Source organism: Weissella sp. DD23, from assembly GCF_001579105.1.
GTDB lineage: Bacteria > Bacillota > Bacilli > Lactobacillales > Lactobacillaceae > Weissella > Weissella cibaria.
Genome location: NZ_KQ970393.1, coordinates 67,387 through 84,705 on the forward strand (window position 1 = coordinate 67,387; position 17,319 = coordinate 84,705).

Annotated in this window: 15 protein-coding genes, 3 tRNA genes and 1 pseudogene; 2 read left to right on the forward strand and 17 right to left on the reverse strand. The window is 45.0% G+C overall.

Going from position 1 to position 17,319, the window contains the following annotated elements; translation table 11 throughout:
- A pseudogene (locus tag WEIDD23_RS14040) lies at nucleotides 1-209 on the forward strand (hypothetical protein); the annotation flags it as partial.
- Nucleotides 210-523: 314 nt separating this feature from the next.
- Here the strand turns inward: WEIDD23_RS14040 and WEIDD23_RS06290 are convergent.
- Nucleotides 524-1,897 (reverse strand): MATE family efflux transporter, encoded by a 1,374-nt coding sequence (locus WEIDD23_RS06290; protein WP_010374976.1) that lies wholly within the window; start codon nucleotides 1,895-1,897, stop codon nucleotides 524-526.
- 149 nt (nucleotides 1,898-2,046) lie between these two features.
- Nucleotides 2,047-3,678, reverse strand: a complete 1,632-nt coding sequence (locus tag WEIDD23_RS06295; protein ID WP_010374977.1) for an ABC-F family ATP-binding cassette domain-containing protein — start codon at nucleotides 3,676-3,678, stop codon at nucleotides 2,047-2,049.
- Between the two features lie 240 nt (nucleotides 3,679-3,918).
- Between WEIDD23_RS06295 and WEIDD23_RS12740 the strand changes: the two genes are divergently transcribed.
- Nucleotides 3,919-4,134 (forward strand): ATP-binding protein, encoded by a 216-nt coding sequence (locus WEIDD23_RS12740; protein ID WP_010374978.1) that lies wholly within the window; start codon nucleotides 3,919-3,921, stop codon nucleotides 4,132-4,134.
- A 173-nt stretch (nucleotides 4,135-4,307) separates the two neighbouring features.
- Here WEIDD23_RS12740 and WEIDD23_RS06305 read toward each other — a convergent pair whose 3' ends face one another.
- From WEIDD23_RS06305 to WEIDD23_RS06375, 15 genes are all read right to left on the reverse strand, one after another.
- Nucleotides 4,308-5,090, reverse strand: coding sequence for a metal ABC transporter permease (locus WEIDD23_RS06305; protein WP_010374979.1), 783 nt, complete (start codon nucleotides 5,088-5,090; stop codon nucleotides 4,308-4,310).
- Nucleotides 5,083-5,778, reverse strand: a complete 696-nt coding sequence (locus tag WEIDD23_RS06310; RefSeq protein WP_010374980.1) for a metal ABC transporter ATP-binding protein — start codon at nucleotides 5,776-5,778, stop codon at nucleotides 5,083-5,085. Before WEIDD23_RS06310 ends, WEIDD23_RS06305 begins: the two co-directional genes overlap by 8 nt.
- Nucleotides 5,778-6,725, reverse strand: a complete 948-nt coding sequence (locus WEIDD23_RS06315) for a metal ABC transporter solute-binding protein, Zn/Mn family (protein WP_010374981.1) — start codon at nucleotides 6,723-6,725, stop codon at nucleotides 5,778-5,780. Before WEIDD23_RS06315 ends, WEIDD23_RS06310 begins: the two co-directional genes overlap by 1 nt.
- Before the next feature lie 123 nt (nucleotides 6,726-6,848).
- Entirely contained in the window at nucleotides 6,849-7,313 is a 465-nt protein-coding gene (locus WEIDD23_RS06320) for a MarR family transcriptional regulator (protein ID WP_010374983.1), read from the reverse strand.
- A gap of 126 nt (nucleotides 7,314-7,439) precedes the next feature.
- Entirely contained in the window at nucleotides 7,440-8,462 is a 1,023-nt protein-coding gene (locus tag WEIDD23_RS06325) for an SHOCT domain-containing protein (protein WP_062358852.1), read from the reverse strand.
- A 24-nt stretch (nucleotides 8,463-8,486) separates the two neighbouring features.
- Entirely contained in the window at nucleotides 8,487-10,151 is a 1,665-nt protein-coding gene (locus WEIDD23_RS06330; protein ID WP_010374985.1) for a phage tail family protein, read from the reverse strand.
- A gap of 138 nt (nucleotides 10,152-10,289) precedes the next feature.
- Nucleotides 10,290-12,173: an acyltransferase family protein gene (locus WEIDD23_RS06335; RefSeq protein ID WP_010374986.1), complete on the reverse strand. Its 1,884-nt coding sequence runs from the start codon at nucleotides 12,171-12,173 to the stop codon at nucleotides 10,290-10,292.
- Nucleotides 12,174-12,302: 129 nt separating this feature from the next.
- On the reverse strand, nucleotides 12,303-12,776 hold the full coding sequence (locus tag WEIDD23_RS06340) for a SprT family protein (RefSeq protein ID WP_010374987.1): 474 nt from the start codon (nucleotides 12,774-12,776) through the stop codon (nucleotides 12,303-12,305).
- Complete coding sequence (locus WEIDD23_RS06345) at nucleotides 12,773-13,654, reverse strand: hypothetical protein (protein ID WP_010374988.1); 882 nt, start codon at nucleotides 13,652-13,654, stop codon at nucleotides 12,773-12,775. Before WEIDD23_RS06345 ends, WEIDD23_RS06340 begins: the two co-directional genes overlap by 4 nt.
- Before the next feature lie 14 nt (nucleotides 13,655-13,668).
- Nucleotides 13,669-14,331, reverse strand: a complete 663-nt coding sequence (locus WEIDD23_RS06350; RefSeq protein ID WP_010374989.1) for an endonuclease III domain-containing protein — start codon at nucleotides 14,329-14,331, stop codon at nucleotides 13,669-13,671.
- 68 nt (nucleotides 14,332-14,399) lie between these two features.
- Nucleotides 14,400-15,140 (reverse strand): DUF975 family protein, encoded by a 741-nt coding sequence (locus tag WEIDD23_RS06355; RefSeq protein ID WP_050790594.1) that lies wholly within the window; start codon nucleotides 15,138-15,140, stop codon nucleotides 14,400-14,402.
- A 121-nt stretch (nucleotides 15,141-15,261) separates the two neighbouring features.
- Nucleotides 15,262-15,333: transfer RNA gene (locus WEIDD23_RS06360), tRNA-Gln, on the reverse strand.
- A gap of 119 nt (nucleotides 15,334-15,452) precedes the next feature.
- Nucleotides 15,453-15,524, reverse strand: a tRNA-Gln gene (locus tag WEIDD23_RS06365).
- A gap of 9 nt (nucleotides 15,525-15,533) precedes the next feature.
- Nucleotides 15,534-15,616 (reverse strand) — tRNA-Tyr (locus WEIDD23_RS06370).
- Between the two features lie 141 nt (nucleotides 15,617-15,757).
- On the reverse strand, nucleotides 15,758-17,128 hold the full coding sequence (locus tag WEIDD23_RS06375; protein WP_010374991.1) for a sugar porter family MFS transporter: 1,371 nt from the start codon (nucleotides 17,126-17,128) through the stop codon (nucleotides 15,758-15,760).
- Nucleotides 17,129-17,319: the final 191 nt, after the last annotated feature.

Genomic DNA, 17,319 nt, shown 5'->3' on the forward strand with positions numbered 1-17,319 from the left:
TAGTTGTCGCAGGGCCATTTATCTTTCTATTAGTTTTGCTGGTTCTTGAAAGTATCGGGATGCCAAAGATGGCGGCTGAGATTTGTTCCTTGGTCTTAACCATTGGCCTGATTATCGCCTGGTTTATCCTAGTTTGGAGCAAGTGGGGGCGTCGTTTGGAGACACGGTTGGAGGATTCACTGGCCGATCATTTTAAGCGGCCTTCTTAACCGTTTGTGTGTTGTTGTGTCGTCGCGTTGCGACGAAGCGTGGTGATTAGGGCGTGACTTCGACAAAGATTGGCCTGGGTAAAATCCGCCGGCGCGAGCACCGGCTAGCTCCCAAATAATTGGGATAAGGATCGGGTTCCTGGCGCCTTATCTAACCGGCGGTCGGCCGAACTTGTGAGTTCACCCAGGCCAATCGCTACGTCACACCCCAACCGCCACGCCAGCCGCCAAGATATTCTTTGTTAGTTTGATTTTCATACGCATGAAAAAGAGGTCAGACCCGTGTGCGTTCTGACCTCTTTAATTTGGTTTGCTTAATCTAATTCTGGTATCGCTTCAGGCGCAACTTGTTCTGTTGCGATTTTTTGCTTTAATTGGCGAACAACCTTAAGCCAGGCTGGGACCAAGAAAATCAGTGATCCAATCCAAGCTAGTGGGTTGGCTAGGCTGGCTCCGAAGAAACCAAACCAAACGACCAATGAAAAGGCGGCGACTGAACGGACGACCATTTCACCGACACCGGCAAGGGTTGGCGTCTTAACATCGCCCAAACCTTGCAATGTGTAACGGAGTACAAATAGCGTTGCCAAGATAGCGTAGAGCGGTCCGTTTGCCCAGAAGTACAATTGCGCCAAATCCATGACTTCATGTTGACCCTGACCAACGAACAACGTGACCAAATCGCGACCGAAGGCGATTTCTAAGATTCCTAGAATCGTCCCAACAATCATTCCCATGGCCAACGCCACCTTCACGCCCTGCAGAATACGGCCATATTGACCAGCACCAAAGTTTTGCGCGGTATACGTAGCCATCGTCACACCAAATGACATCACCACCATGATGATGATTTGATCGACCTTAGAAGCCGCTGTATTGGCAGCAACGGCATCCGTTCCCAATGTATTCACAGCAGCAGCCAACGTGACTGACCCGATGGCAATAATTGATTGTTGGAAGCCCATTGGCACGCCGGCCAACATGTGCTGACGCAATTCACCCTTTGGCAACTTGAAATCCGCCCAAGTCAGATGCAACGTATCGGTATAACGACTAATGTGCCAGTGCGAAGCGGCAATCGACACAAACTGCGCCATCACCGTCGCAAAGGCCGCTCCTTCAACACCCCAACCAAACTTCAAAATCAAAATTAATTCAACCGTGATATTGAAAATCATCCCGACAATCAAATAGTACAGTGGCGCCTTACTATCACCAACCGCACGCATCGCGTTTGAGATAATATTGTAGCCCATCGTCGCAATCGTACCAGCCAAAATGATTGCAATAAACACGCGCGCTTCGACAAAAATGTCAGCAGGTGTTTGCATCAAGCGCAACAGCGGATTAATGAATGCCAAGCTCAAAGCTGTCAAAATAACTGACATGATAATCCCGGCAATAATACTTGTTGCATACGATTGGCGGACACCATTCATATCGTGGGCCCCAAAACGTTGAGCAGTGATAATCGACATCCCCGAACTAAACCCTTGTACAAATCCCATTACCAAAAACTGAATACTACCCGTCGCACCCACGGCGGCCAGTGACTTTACCCCCAGCGTTTGTCCAACAACCAACGTGTCAGAGATGTTGTATAACTGTTGTACCAAATATCCAATCACTAACGGAATGGTAAACATCATAATCAACTTTGCTGGGTTCCTCTTCGTCAAATCTTGCATGACTACAGACATCCCCCTCGTTCTTTTAACCTTATTAATTCATAGTATAGAGACTTTTTGTGTAAAGTGTGAAAATTCATGAAATTAGTGCAGGTTTGTAATGAAAAAGAGACGTACCGCCATAGCAGTCCGTCTCTTTTTATCATTAATTACAATGTAATGTTCTTTTCGGCAAGTTGCTTTTGCACTTCTGGGTGCGCCATAAACTCGTCGTAAGTCGTCTCGGCACGATCGATGGCACCTTGATCTGAAACCACGATAATGTGATCCGCAATCGTTTGCGCAAACGTGTGGTCATGAGACGTGAAGATGATACCACCCTTGAAGTTGATCAAACCATCGTTCAATGACGTGATTGACTCCAAGTCCAAGTGGTTCGTTGGGTCGTCCAAAACCAATACGTTTGGCTTCGTCAACATCAACTTAGACAACATAACGCGGACCTTTTCTCCTCCAGACAAAACATCCAACGTCTTTTCGGCGTCTTCACCCTTGAACAACATACGTCCCAACAAACCACGCAAGAACGTGTTGTCGCTTTCTTCCTTAGAAGCAAAGTCACGCAAGTAGTCCAAGATTGGCATTTCTGGCTTAGGGAAGTTAACATTCATGTCCTTAGCCAAGTAATCGTGAGACGTCGTGACACCCCAAGTAACCGTACCTTCATCAGGTTCGTCGTTACCGGCGATAATGTCCAACAATGCCGTTGCGGCAACGTCGTTTTCAGCCATCACAAGGGCCTTTTCGTTAGGGCGCACCGTGAATGACACGTTGTCCAACAACTTCACCCCATCAACTGTCTTTGACAAGTTTTCAACGCGCAACATATCGTTTCCGATTTCGCGTTGAATTTCAAAGTTGATGTATGGGTACTTACGCGTTGAAGGTTGGATATCATCAAGCGTGATCTTCTCCAATTGCTTCTTACGTGAAGTGGCTTGCTTTGACTTTGAGGCGTTTGCTGAGAAACGGGCGATAAAGTCTTGCAATTCCTTGATTTGCTCTTCCTTCTTGGCATTTGCTTGTGATTGCAAACGTTGTGCCAATTCTGAAGATTCCTTCCAGAAGTCGTAGTTACCAACGAACAACTTGATCTTACCGAAGTCAACGTCCAAAATCATCGTTGAAACGGCGTTCAAGAAGTGACGGTCGTGGGAAACAACGATCACGATGTTTTGGTAGTCAGCCAAGAAGTCTTCCAACCAAGCAATCGTCTTCGTGTCCAAACCGTTGGTAGGCTCGTCGAGGATCAAGATGTCTGGGTTACCAAACAACGCTTGGGCCAACAAAACCTTAACCTTGGTTACTTCGGGCAAGTCAGACATCATCATGTAGTGTTGATCTTCTGAAATTCCCAAGCCTTGCAACAATTGGGCCGCTTCAGTTTCAGCTGACCAACCGTCCAATTCTTCGAAACGAGCTGACAACTCACCAACCTTGATACCGTCTTCATCAGTAAATGGGTCGTGCGTGTAGATTTCGTCCATTTGGTTCTTCACGTCATACAATTCCTTGTGTCCTTGCATAACAGTGTCCAAGACCGTGAATGCGTCATAGGCAAAGTGGTCTTGCACCAATGATGACATACGTTCGTTAGCCTCCATTGAGACCGTTCCAGTCGTTGGTTGCAACTTGCCTTCCAAGACCTTCAAGAACGTTGACTTACCTGCTCCGTTGGCACCGATAACACCGTATGTGTTACCAGGCGTGAACTTCAAGTTAACGTCATCGTATAGCTTCTTACCAGTAAAAGATACTGATACATTTGAAACAGTTAGCATATTTGTTTACGTTTCCTTTTCTTCAATTTAATGTCATTTTCCATTATACAGAAAATGTGAACATTTTTGGTGGTGGGTTTTCCGGATTAGAATTTTTATTGGCACATTGCAAAATCCGCCGATAATCTAAAGTATATTTTAGATTATCGAGATTTTGCCCTTAATCTAAAATATACTTTAGATTACAGAAGTTTTCGCGTTAAGTTAAAGTATATTTTAGTTCACAGGAAGCCCCCATGATTGAACGTCCAAAACGCTAAACGAAACGGTCAAGTCACATACATTCAAGTAACTTATCAAATTCCGGAAAACCCAACCCGCGAAACCGACAATCTCCTTCACATTCGAGATAATTATGAGAAACTGTTGATTACACAAAATTATTTTGGCAATCCTGATATCGACGGCATCCCCGTCATCAATATCATCGACTGGTTGGTTAACGAAAACGACTAAAAATAAAGCGTTCGGGACAGAAATCTCTGCCTCAGACACAAAGCCACCAATCTGCCGATTTAAAATCGGCGGATTGGTGGCTTTTAAACGTTTTCCGACAGGCCGAACCCTTACTATAACGTCATCATGGGATTCGAAGCGCCTGTTGGCTCACTCTCTTTAACTATTCGTGCTTATTTCTTACCAATCAAGCTGACAAAATAAATGCCGGCTTCAATAATGGCAATGAAAAATGAGACGGGTAGGTTCAGCGTGTATGACAGCACAAGCGCCACCCAGACCCCAACTACGGCAAACAAAATAGCGAGGCCAATAATCTGCCAAACAGTCCGTCCCCAGCGCATTGCTGAGCTAGCCGGTAGAATCATCAAGATGAAAATCAATAATGATCCAACCACTTGGGCAGAAACCGCCACCGTTGTTGCCATCAAGGCCAAGAATGCCACTTCAATCAAGCGAATGTTCTTCAAACTAAATAGCGCCGTGCTGTAGTCGAAGGCAAAGTGGCGCAGTGGCCGAAACATTGCTAACCCGATTAACAAAACCAAGATAGCTAGCACGACCACTTCAACCACATCCGTGCGACTGATGCTGAAAATCGAACCAAACAGAATCCCCGTCGCAGCGGTGGCGTTCTTCTTTGATAAGGCCAGGAAGGCAATTCCTAGTCCAATCGCAATCGCACTCACCGCTGAAATTAGCGATTCGGACCGACTTTCTTTGACACCCATTTCACCAACGGTCATCGAGGCCCCAACAGAAAACAGGAGCATCCCCACCAAGGGCGACCAACTCATGTATAGCGCAAATGACGCCCCAGCAAACCCAATTTCACTCAATGTGTGGGTTAAAAACGACATCCGTCGCGCAACCACAAACGTGCCAACAAAGCCACTGACAATGGCAATCAACGTCCCCGCCACAAAGGCGTTTTGCATAAATGGATAATTAAGCATGATCTTGATTACCTACTTTCAATTTTGTCATATCAAGTTGGTCAATCGGACCAAACTCACTCCCATTTGGCGTCAACAACAAATAATCATCCGCATATTTACCGATAATATCTAAGTCGTGACTGACCATGATGGTCGTCAAATCGTGATGGTCACGATAATCGCGCACCACGTTCATTAATTCATACTTTGCCACATTATCCAAATTAGCCGTGGCTTCGTCCAGAATGAGCACGTTTGGATTTTGCACCAACGCCTGTGCTAAATACGCACGTTGGCGTTCACCACCCGATGCCGTATCAATCCGCGCATTTGCAATCTTGGTTAAATGCGTATCAGCTAGTACATGCTGGAGACGTTCTTTTTCAGTCGGTTTCAACCAGGGCAAAATCCCTTTGTCGAAACTCAACGATACAAAATCAGTTACTTTCAGCGGAAACGCCTGCATGTCTGGGCGATACTGCGGCACGTAGCTAATCATGCGATTTTTGACGTCAATTTGCCAGTCTAATTCACCGGCGGTTAGCTCTAACTGGCCTAAGATGGCACGTAGTAACGTCGTCTTACCCACACCATTATCCCCAATCAGTGCGAGCACGCGACCTTTTTCAAGTTTAAATGCGACATCTTGGTATAACCACCGCTCCCCAAACTGAATGCCTACCCCTGAACCAGTTAAAATTGTCATTACTTTAATGCCTCGTCCAATGCTTTCAATTGCTTATATTGCCACTCTGCATACGTATCACCCTTTGGTCGTGTTTCAGTCGCTTGCACAACCGGCACGTCATGATCCTTAGCATACTGCATAGCTTGTTTGGCTAACTTACCCGTTGATTGTGGATTGTAAATCACCACCGCCACCTTGCCATCATCAATCGCACTATTCCAAGCGCGAATGTCCGCTGGCGTCGGATCTTGGTGTTCATCAACCGCCTTTGAGAATGATTGGTTCAAGACCGTGGCCCCCAAATCAATCAACGTATTATCAAACACCGGTTCCGTTGCCATCACGTCCTTGCCCTTTAAATCAGCCTTCACTTGCTTTTGCATGGCTTGCAAGTCGGTTAAGCTAGCCATGTATTTATCCGCGTTGGCTTGGAAGTAAGCTTTTTTACTTGGTTCCAGCTGCGCATATGTCTTAACTAACTGCTTTGATAGACGTTCAGCTGCATCCGTCTTATACCAGAAGTGTTCGTTACCGATTGCGTCGTCATCATGGTCGTGATCCGTTTCATGGTCATGACCACCATCGGTATAGTGATACAACTTAGCTAATGACACAGCTTTGGCATCTTTATTTTGCTTTGCAAAATTCAGGCTCCAATTATCAAAACCGCCACCATTCGAGATGATGACATTGGCTTGTTGATAGAGCTTAGCATCTGATGTTGTCGGCTCAAATTCGTGTGGATCCATATCTGGATCATCCATCACACTGGTCACAGAACCTTGGTTACCTAAAATCGCCTTTGCGATTTCACCATAACTATCTAAACTTGCGACAACTTTGATTTTGCCGGACTGACGATCAGTGGCATTCTTCGTAGCGGCTTGATAAATCACGCCACCAATCATCGCAACAACGGCAACGGCCGGGATTGCCAATACCCAGCGACGGTTCTGTTTCTTCATGTCTATTTCCTCCGTGAAGTCGGTTGTCTATCAACCAACTCACTTCCTCTCAAGTCAATTAACTCGCAATTTCACCATAATTACGCAAGCTTGAAGTTACCTTAATGGCGTCCCTCGTAATTATCAGTTGTCTGTGTCCCCATGCAACCGATCAGCGACCAGCGTCAAAAAATGGCTAATCGCCGTTTGATCAGATTCGGTAAAGACCGCAAAGACATTTTGATATTCCGCTAATGTCTCACGGTGGCGTTGGGCGTGAGCTGAGGCCATTGAGATGCCTAGTCCCGTTAATGACCAACGACTCACACGCCCATCATCAGGATCTGGAATGGCGTTGACCATTGGATCATCTTCACCAGCCAGGCCCCTCATCGCCTTCGTAATTGCGGCACCAGACACGCCCAGTGCGCGGGCTAACTCTGAATTCGTTTGCGGTCCATTCTGAGCAAGGAGCATCAAAACGTGACCTTGCGTTGTCGTAATCGCTGAATTTGACTCACCTAACAAAATTTCGCGTTGGTTTTCTGCCATCACGCGGACATCATTTAAAAAATGATCTAACTGTTCTGCATATTCCTCTGTTGCCATGTCACCACATTCCTTTACCGGTTAATTAACCAGTTAAGAATAACACGGACTTACTTTTTTGACAACAGAAAAAAGGACGATTTCTCGTCCTTCATTACTTACATACGTTAGCTACGACAAATACTATCACAACGAATTAATGTACTCAGCTCTTTTTGATTGATATTCTTCTTCTGTAAGAATACCTTTATCCTTTAAGCGCTCAAGTTTCTCCATTTTTTCTTCGAAATAGTCTCCCTTGTCAGATTTAGCACTTTTTGATTCTTCTGTTTCCTGTTCGTGAAACTTACCATCTTCACCTAATTTAGAATTTAAAATCTTCTCAGCACTTAAAGCGTTGTTAACCAAAGCACCCGCTAAGTCAACTTGTGAATCCGTGAAATCATCAAAATCATCCGGCCAACTCGACGCAACTGAAATTCGGCCCGATAAATCAACATACGTTCTTGTAACCAGTTTCGTTCTCTCACGAACTTCCGATGTAATTGCCTTAACTGAATTAATTCCAGCTTGTACACTAGCGGCTTGCTTAAGCATATCCTCAGCGGCATCTGCATTTTTACCCCGAGCCCAGATGCCTGTTGCTATCGCCGATGCACCGCCAATTGCCCAGCCAATTGGTCCCGTCAGTGCCAGCAGTGCCGACCCTCCTGCCATCCCCGCACCTCCAGCTGCTACAGCACCACCGCCAAGCCATGCCAACGCAGCATTTGTAGCCGCAGCTCCGGTTAACCCACTAATAGCAGCACCTGTACTGGCGGTACCGATTGACATCGCTACGGCAGTCAAAGCTGTTCCGCCAAATGCCGCTACAGCACCACCAGTCGCTAAACCTGCAGCCAGTCCAGCTCCAGCTCCTTTTTGAATATCCGCAGATGCATTTTCTGCTTCCTTCAAAAGCTTATCATAACGCTCTAAACTAAGTGATAACGTTTGAATATCTTTATTAAAACGTTCTGGTGTATTCTTAATAGCATTAATTATTGATTCCACTTGACGTAAGTAGACAACTAATTGTTCCCGCTCTGATTGCAACTCCACGAACTCTTCTGTTAAACGTTGCGTTTCATAATTGTGATCAGATACCAACTTTTCCAACTTTGCCTTAGCATCCTTCTTAGCACTGATATTTAACGGATCAAATCCCATTCCAAATCCCTCCTAAATAATCTTTTAATTTTTAAAATACTTTTTTACATCTTCTCGACTTCGCAACACTCTGTCCCTATCTACACCTACTTCATCTGCATATTCTTGACTAGCATAAAATTGTTTAGCTGGTTTCAACCCTAAATCAAACGCCAAATCTGCCAATTTATTCAAGTGATCATACTGTACATAAATCTCTTCCAAGACATCACGATAAATTCCATCAATCCTGATAATCGCCTGTTCGTAATCGGCTTTCAGCTGATCTGACGTAACCGTCATACCTTTAGCCATCGTTTTTATAATGCTCTTTACTCCATCGACCACTTCAGCAAAATGATCGAACAAATATACAACAAGAGCCGTTGCCATCCCCGTCATCACGGCTGCAACGCCTGTGCCAATGATATCGGCAATCGGTGCAAATGGAGTTCCTGCAAGAGAAGCACTGACAGCTTCGCCTAACATAAACCCTCCGGTTGCAATTAAAGCTGTTGTAATTAGCTTAAAAGCTTCTTTAATCCGGACACTGAGTGGCACTTCTGTTTTTGTCGTTAACAGCTTTACTGCTTGCCACAGTGAAACAAAAGTGTCGTTGATAATTCGAGCGAAGTTTTTCCCGGTAGTCAAAAACGCATTAATTAATGTATTGGCTATCGCAGACAAGAAGCCACCACTCAACCCGGCCAGCAACAAATCCTTTACCAATACGATTCGTTGTTTCAATGTATCAAAAGATTTGTAAAGTCTAGTTTTAAAATCCTCAACTCGATCTTTCATAGACTCGTAACTATTCCAAGATTTAACAATCGGCATCAATACATCAAATAATAAATCTGAAAGCTGATAAACCACCGCACCGGCAACGCTTTTAAGTCCTTGAATTCCGGCCTGTCTACTTGCGTTTTTCACCGTCGCACCAAGAAAGTTAGAACTAAGATAATACTTGGAGTTTACATGTATTTCATAAGCCAATCGCGCTTGCCTATCTGATTTCTCTATGGCTTCAGCGTCTGCTCTCATCTTGTTTTCTATATTCGCCAATTTCGCGCGCTTTTTTTCTGGTGAGATAGTCGTATTATTTTTGACCGCTTGTCTCTCTTTTTCCCAAATTTCTCGTTTTCTAGGTAAATCTTTTGCATAATCAGACTTATTCGCATCCTTCATAGACCGATTGATACTCCTATCAGTGAGCTTCAAGTTAGTCTTAGTGTTAGCTGCCTCATCAACATCCATACCAGATAGAGCTCGCCCCTTATCTTCAAAAATTTCCTTCAAGGCAACTCGGTGATCTAAATCTGTTTTTTCGTTAATTCCTATCCTGTCCCCTGTATTAGGATCTATTAATTTTCCTGATTTTTTTGCTTCTGCCTGCATTGCATTTATTTTTTTATAGTTTTCGCTCCCCTTTCTGTTCGAGTTCGCAATTTCTTTACTATATCCAGAAGTCTTTTTGTGCAAATCTTCTTTCACCTCGCTGGACGAATACACCTCATTCCGAACATTATGTATAGTATCAACTCCACCTCCATCTTGAAAATTATTGAATAGAGGACCCAACCCGAACTGACTAATTAAATTGGACTGCACTTGATCTCGTACTGACTTGAGCAATCCATCAATATTAAATTTATGTGCCCCATATGACTGTACTTGACTTAGCTGTATTAATTCGCTTTGTTTACCCATCTATACACCCCCTGCTATTAATCATCTAGATTTTACCGCGTTACGAAAAAAAATAACATTTCCGAACTCTTGACTTACTAACGAAAAGTGTGGTAGGGAGACATACAAAAAACGCCTGTATCGCTACAGACGTTTTGTTTATTTCTTACTATTAGCCATTGCCTTAGCAATTTCAGCTGCGTATTGTACCGAACCATTTGGATTTGGGTGGACATGATCGTCGCCTAACCAATCAGCGTGATCCTTAACAGCATCATACCAATCCACAATGTGCAGATTTGGATACTGACTTGCTTGGCTAGTGAGGAATTGGTTGTTTGTCGCAATCCATGAACGATCCGCATAACCGTTAACCCAGTATACTTGGCGGTCACCGACTGTATTCATGATTTGCTTAAAGACATCTTCACCAATCGTACCGTTCGTCCCAATCGAAATGATGACGTTCGGTGCCAAGACACCGCGACCAGCATACGATTGCAAGATGCCTGGCACTGAGTAGGCCTGACGACCAACCGCCGCATCTGCGACCGTGTTCGGCATCAATTCTTGCAAATCTGGCGCGACGTCAACCATGACTGAGTCACCAACTGCCGTGACCGCGTTACCGCTAATCTTGCCAAGTTGGTCCTTGGTTAGACCGTACTTACTTAACAAGGCTGGGTCAACCGCCTTAGCTGCCGCCGAACCCTTCTTAGCTGACTTCTTCTTCGCATTTGATGCCTTCGCAGCCTCAAGTGCACGCTTATTTTTCGCACTAATCTCCGATGCATTGGCGTGAAGACGCTTTTGCAATTGCGTTTCAGGGCGTGGTTTTGCTGATTGCTTGGCAGCCACCGCATTAACCGTTCCCAACAAGAATACTGCTGCGACGGTCGCCATAATTTTCGCCTGGCGACTCGCAAAGAAGCGCGCCTTCAGCGTTACACCTGGTTGCATAGCTGGCTTCTTGAAACGACGGAAAACATTTTCGACGTAGCGATAACTCAATTCCGCAATTCCCAAGACAACCGCAATCTTCAATAAGTTCACGATGAATGAATCATTATGATGCGTAAACTTGTCGAAGAACACAAAGACTGGCAACTGATACAAATAGATACTATATGAACGCGTTCCTAGATAATTCAGCACCTTGTTATCCAAGGCGTGACTCAGGAAGGATGCCGGGTGCGACGTAATCGCAATCAAGCCCGCAATGACTGCCGTAAAGACAAACATCAAGCCCATGTATGTCGCTGACCATTGACCATTGAGCCAGAAGAACCCAATAATCGTTAGCACTAAACTACCAATCCCCAACATATCCAAGTTGCGTTTCACACGTGGTGACAACGTCATCTTCATCCGATTTGAGGGCCACGTAAACGCCAAGGCCGTTCCAAACAGCACCGCGAAAATACGTGTATCTGTCCCGTAATAAGCGCGATTGATATTGGCTGGGTCATACATGACACCCATCCAAATCGCCGATAACGTGGCAACAACCAAAATTGCAATCGACACCTTCGTTCGCTTAATGCGCAACGCCAACACGATAAAGACAATAATTGGCCAAATGAAGTAGAATTGTCCTTCAATTGATAATGACCATAAGTGGGTAAATGGCGAAGCACCACCCCATGAATCGAAATATGACTCACCGTGCTTCGTCGCCCAAATGTTATATATGTACAGCATATTGCTGCTAATAATTGCGCGTAAATTATAAAGTAAATCGCGTGCGAATAGCCCAATCATCGTCGCCGTGGCAAATAACATCACCACCAATGCTGGGTATAGTCGTTTGATTCGGCGTCGATAAAACCCAATCAAGTCAATTCGTCCGTTGCGATCATATTCTTGGATTAACAAATCCGTAATTAGATACCCGGATAACACAAAAAACAACGGCACGCCTAGCCAACCGCCAGTTAGGCGGTTAGGCCAAAGGTGAAATACGATAACCCCAATTACAGCGATGGCGCGTAACCCGTCAAAACCTGTAATATACCGTCGCTTTCCTGCAGAATTTTGCCCCATTTTTCTTCTCTTCCTACATTCAGTTCACTTATTAAAACCAAATTCTATAATAACGTTACTATCTAGCTACAAGCAAGCAATATTACTGGCTTTTAGGGTTTCCTTTAGGCTTGAAACTTTTTACAGCAGTTAGACGTCACGTTTTAGTTCACCAGTGAGTCGAATTGGGGCGCCACAAATCCCACAAACATACCGTAATTCGTTAATCCGACGTTGGCGGTAAATTTCATGCCCATTTTTGCAGGTATACACCCATAAATGTTTCGGTTGTTGGCGTACTTTAGCTTTTGACGTCGCCGGCGCATATTTCAAACCAGCAATCCGTTGTAACTCACTTTGAAAATAACGGTCCTTATGTTGATAAGGTAGCCCTTGGATGTGGTTATGGTAGTGCACCAACTCATGCTTAATCACGCCAATCAAGGTGTCTTCGTTAAACTCTTCAATCATCAAGGGGTTAATTTCCAAATTGTGCGTTTGTAGCACATAGCGACCACCGGTTGTCCGCAGACGCCGGTTAAAGGTCGCTTGGTGTTGGAACGGCCGACCAAAATCAGCCACCGACAATTTTTCAACGAGTTGTTGTAGTTCAGCGTTTGTCATCCCCAACGATCCCCACGATAATCTTTCGGTATGCGATTCGGAATCTTCACCGCCTGACGCTTTTTCACCTTGGCAGTACTAAATTGGCCCAACGTATCAGCCGTTGCTGCCTCGAGGAGCGCATCAGTTTGCCAAACGCTATCAGCGCCGTACGCCTTCGCAAACTGCGCTTCATAGTAACGGGCAAAGTAATTCATCACCGCAATGCCGGTATCACTCACAACCATCTGTTCACCACGTGGCACTAACAGCGCACCGTGCTGTAACTGCAACGCGACATTAACTTGTTCAGCCGACACACCGTCGTGCTGATCTCCTTTGGCAACAAGCCAATGCTTACCGTGCTTCTCAAGCGTTTGCGTCAGACCAGGTTGTGACCACCAACGTAACCAGGTGTACATTTCAAACGTAAATGGCACGAATGATTGCCCAGCCACCACTTTACGCACCCAATCGCCGACTTCAGTAGCTTGTTGTAGGAACCGTGTTTGAATAACGGGCAGTTTTTGCCAATTTGGGCCTAAATGATGCGCAATACGGAGGGTCTGGTAGGCCGGCTTTTCATGTTGCACAAAACTCACATACACACTACCCGACTGCCGGGCAGATTGCACGCTCACCAAATCGACATCCGGTTCCGTTACCCGGGCCGCATTTTGCTGGATAAATTGTTGCCAAATCCGCCGACTGGCCACTTCTTGATGGTCGAGAAAGTCGATTTGAACCTTTTGATCCGCTTTCGGGTGGGTATAGGGTTGATAAATGTCCGCCCGCGTATCCGTCACATCGACCCGAATGGCGTAACCAGCATCATTATTACGACCAATTCGCACACGCGGTGGTCGGATTTTCTTATAGGCAGCGACTTTCTTAGCCATCAAGAGCTCCTTTACTAAAATTGATTCAAAATATGTTCATTAAAATTGGCATCACGAAGCCAACTCGTTAAGAATTGGTCGCGATTACGCAGATATAACTTACCGAATTCGTCAATCAGCGCATGAAACTCACGCGCTTCATCTGGCGTGAAATCAGAATTATTCATCACGACTTTTTGGACCTTTTCATAAGTCAACTTCTCAGGGCCACCCAAGAAGTTCATTAACCGGCGTGAATAGGAATCTGCAATAAATTGCGCGCGCCCAAATATGTATACCAGCCACACATCCGCCGTCTCGTTACCAATCCCGTTCACCGCGCGAATGCGTTTGCGTAGTTCAGCCGTTTCCAACGCTTGCAATGGCGCCAAGTCAAAATCATATTGACCAAAGAATTCTAATGACGCTCGCAAATACTTTGCCTTGCTACGATAAAGGCCCGCTTCAAAAATGAGTTGTTCCAACTCTTCTTGTGATAAGCCAATCAGGATTTGTGGATCAAAGCCGGTTTCACGTCCGACCTTCTCAATGACTGGATCAACGGTCTTGGCTGACGCATTTTGAATTAAAATACTGCCGACAATCGTTTCCATCCAGCGTTCAGCCGGCCACCAGCGTTGGGGTCCCATTTGATTATAGAGTTGCTCATACAACCCCCGTACATCTAACGTCTTCATTATCTCAATCTCGCTTTAATTTCAATAATAAAAGGCTAGAGTAAACCCTAACCTTTTGTTGCTATCTATTATAGTTCATCATTCTCATCAACTGGCATTTCGGTGTCACCAGCTGGGCGACGCGCACCATAACGTCGTTCGCGGACCACTTCCATGTAGAACTCCGCCATCGTCGCATTGTAATACGGAATCACGTAGATTGCGGCGATTCCAAAGGTCAATGCCACCAAAATCCACCAACCGATAAAGCTCAATTGTAGCCAGAAAAAGCGTCCCTTGTAACCTTGCATCAAGTCTTGTGAGCGTGTCAAATATTCTGACAAGCTCGTGATTTTAGCACCGTTTTTAACGTCTTCTGCGAAGATCAAGCCCGCTTGTGAGTAAGCAAATGACTTAATAATCCCCGGCACAATCAACAAGAAGGTCCACAATACCGTGAACAAGAAACGTAGGCCATACAATACAACCACGTCAACCAATGTCTCACGGCCCCAGAACTTCAAACTCACTTGTACAGGGTTCGCTGGCGCTTCTTGTGAACGACGCCATTCAACAAAGGCCCACACCGTGCCTAGCCCAAAGACACCAAAGATGATTTCACTCACCATGCTTGTTGTGAACATCCCGAACAAATACTGAACCGACTCACCAAAGCCCAAAGAACTTGGATTTGGTGTGCGTTGGCCATCCCAGTACGTTGAGACAATTTGCCACAAAATCAAAATCAATGATATTTTTAGCGAAATGCCAAAGGCCGGTCCTTTAACACGCGACCGCGCGCGCATCTTCAAATCATAATTGCTTAGCATACCCATATCCTTATCTATATCCCTTTACTCTAGCTATTAGTTTAACATACTCGACTTAGCGGGGATTTACGGTTAGTTAACAAAAAAGACGGCATGCATTACTGCACACCGCCTTCAATAGCTGGGATAGCTGGATTCGAACCAGCGATACACGGTACCAAAAACCGATGCCTTACCACTTGGCCATATCCCAATCATTTTTCAACGAATATTATAATAACGCTGCTTACTTTTTGTGTCAACAATTTATGACAGGCGTTTTAACGGCAACAAAAAAGCCGGCAAGCGTATTCGCTCACCGACTTTCATCAGCTGGGATAGCTGGATTCGAACCAGCGATACACGGTACCAAAAACCGATGCCTTACCACTTGGCCATATCCCAATGATGCGATGGGGGCTATAGGATTCGAACCTATGAACCCGAAGGAATGGATTTACAGTCCACCGCGTTTGACCAGACTTCGCTAAACCCCCGCAACAACAAAATATATATTACCAAGTATCACACAAGTTGGCAACCCCTTTTTTGAAATTAAATCATCTTATTCACGAAATGCGATTAATTCATGAAAAAAAGAGACCGGAAATCACTTTCCGGCCCCTATTATATACCTGCTAGTCTTCTGTCCAACCCTTAGCGTGAGCCCGTGAACGTAAGCTTGCTTCAATTTGTTCAAGTGATTGGTTACGAGTTTCAATCGTGTACTTGCGGACAAACCAAATGGCCACAAATGACAATACCGCATAACCAATGAATAGCGAACCAGTACCAAATGCATTCAACAATGGCGGGAACGTCAACGAAACAATCGTATTCGCTGTCCAGTTCACAACAGAGCCGAACGAGTTACCTAAACCACGAATGTTCAATGGGAATGACTCACCAATCATCACCCACATAACTGGTCCCCAAGTTGCTGAGAAAAATGCGATGTAAATCGTCAAAGCAAACGCAGCAATGTATGATGCCACATGTGAGTGACCGGAAAACTTCATCGCAATTGACATGACCATCAATGTAATTCCCATGCCCCAGGCACCGGCAATTAACATCTTCTTACGATCAATCTTATCCATCACCTTCATGGCAACCCAAGTCACAATCACGTTAAAGATACCAATCCCGATGTGAGCCATCAACGCGGCGCTGACACCAAAACCAACATCGGTGAAAATAGTTGGTGCATAGTACAGCACTGTATTAGCACCCATGACTTGTTGGAAAATTGCCAAGCCCATGGCCATGATTAGCACGGGACGTGACATAACCCCAAAGAGTTCCTTAAACCCAGCTCTCTTCATCGAGGCTTGCAACTTAATATCATCCAACTCAGCTTGTGCTTGTTGATCATTGCTTTGCAACTGCTTCAGCACAGCCAATGCTTCCTGATCATCCCCTTGGCGTACCAAGTAACGTGGTGATTCAGGCAGTGCAATCCCACCGAAGAACATAATTGCCGCTGGCACGGCAGCCAAGCCTAGCATGAAGCGCCAACCCAAATCAAAGTCTGACAAAACATAATTTGAAATGTAAGCCAGTAAAATTCCACTCATAATCATCAATTGGAACATCGTCCCAATCCCACCACGCTTTTCAGCCGGTGCTAATTCTGATAGATACGTTGGAATTAAGGCCGATGCACCACCAACCGCAATACCAAGCACAATTCGTGAAATGACCAAGAGTTCAAAATTGTGTGCTAATCCAGAACCAATCGCCCCAATGACGAAGATAATCGATGACAACATCAATAACTTGCGGCGGCCAAATTTATCTGACGCAGGTCCAATGGTTGCTGATCCTAAAATCGCCCCAATTAGCACGGCCGAAACAACCCAGCCCTGCTCCCAAGAACCTAAATGCAACTGCTTTTGAATGAATAGGATGGCTCCTGAGATAACACCCGTATCATAACCAAACAGTAGTCCACCCAGCGCCCCAAAAAAGTAAATCAGGCTGGTCGACATACGCTTCTTCTCGTTCATTGTCTTTTCCCCCTAAGACAGTCGTTTAACATTAGTTGGTTTATCTCTCCAACTAACCATGAACATATGATAGCGCTTACAATTAGTAAATACAAGTGTTTTGTTACTTTTAGTTAGTTACGTATGCGAAAAAGTGCTCATCTAGGTCATTATTTCCCAAATTACGGAAAAAAGACCAGGTTACCCTAGTC